Origin of the sequence: Streptomyces phaeofaciens, assembly GCF_014648915.1 — a bacterium.
GTDB classification, from domain to species: Bacteria; Actinomycetota; Actinomycetes; order Streptomycetales; family Streptomycetaceae; genus Streptomyces; species Streptomyces phaeofaciens.
The window spans coordinates 1-1,190 of the sequence record NZ_BMSA01000095.1 but is presented as its reverse complement, the minus strand read 5'-3'; the positions used below and the strand labels follow the sequence as shown (position 1 = coordinate 1,190).

1 protein-coding gene is annotated in these 1,190 nt (G+C 65.5%); it reads left to right on the top strand.

From position 1 onward, the window contains the following. On the top strand, nt 1-372 hold a 372-nt coding region (locus IE275_RS45695), incomplete at its 5' end, for a hypothetical protein (protein ID WP_229871468.1). Nucleotides 373-1,190 lie beyond the last annotated feature (818 nt).

Genomic DNA, 1,190 nt, shown 5'->3' with positions numbered 1-1,190 from the left:
AGGGGCGTAGCCGCGGAAGCCGCAGCGCTTGCCGCAGGCACTCTGGACCCCGACTGCGCTTGCATGGTCGACCTGTACCCCGATGAGCTTCTGTCGGCAACCGATGCTGTCCTGGACGCCTTCGAGGCCGAGCTGCCCCCACTCGCCGGAGGAGACGACGAGCAGGTCTTCGCCGTAGTCAAGCGCGTCGTTTTGGCTCTGAACGCGGTGAACGAAGCCCACGACGAATGCGCCTTCGAGACTGATGAGCGCGAGCAGCTCTGCCTCTACATCGACGGGGCTTTCACCGAGCAAGGAGTCGACGTCGCGGCCCTGACCGCCAGGCACGGACTCGGCCGGCACGAGCTCACTGATCAGTGGAGGGACTGGTGAACAGCCCATCACCGTGAGAGGTCAGGCTGCTGTGCCCCGTCTCAGTTTCCGTCTCATTCAGCGCCGTTCACGGCAGTTCAGACAGGACCGGAGGCGGTAGCCGCCCAGACGAACGGCCGTCCATGAACGCAGGTGAACGGCCCCGTCCGAGGCTCCTGAGCCCACCACCACAGTTGGAAAGCGTGCACGTCCCTGCGGCTCGGCCGGCGCACGAGGTGACCGCTTCCGCTGGTGCATTCGAAGTGTCACGTGGTGCGGGTACGCCTCGGTACGATCCCCATCATGACAACCGTCCGGCGGCTGGCCAGGCAGGCATGGAGGCGCTGCATACGCGCTTTTTGGGGAGTGGACAGGACTCTTGGCGGTCTGGAACCACCGTCCCGCTCGCAGCAGTTTGCCGCCCGACGCCCCGTCGCAGTGGGTGTATGGATGGCGACGCCGGTGACCGTGCTCCTGGGGGTCGCCAACCTTGACGATCTGGACACGGTTAGTGATGTCTTGCTGCTTCTAGGCGGTGGGTTGGCATTCGGCCTCATCTTCGGGTTGACGGCTCTGGGTGAACGCGCCAGGCAGCGCCGGCTCCAACGACTGGGGCTTTGGGAGCCGCCCGTAAGAGACTGATCAGTGCTTCGCCCTCCTCATGGGGTGCAACCGCCTTCTCACCGGCCAGTGGCACAGGTGGTCGCGACGCTCAGTCACTCGGGGTTGAAGGTCACGACTGCACAGCAGGCGCGCACCACAAGCGCACCAGATGGGACGGGGAACAGCGGGGAACCACGGGGAAAGAGCACGAGCCCGAGAGGGCCCAACCATCACCG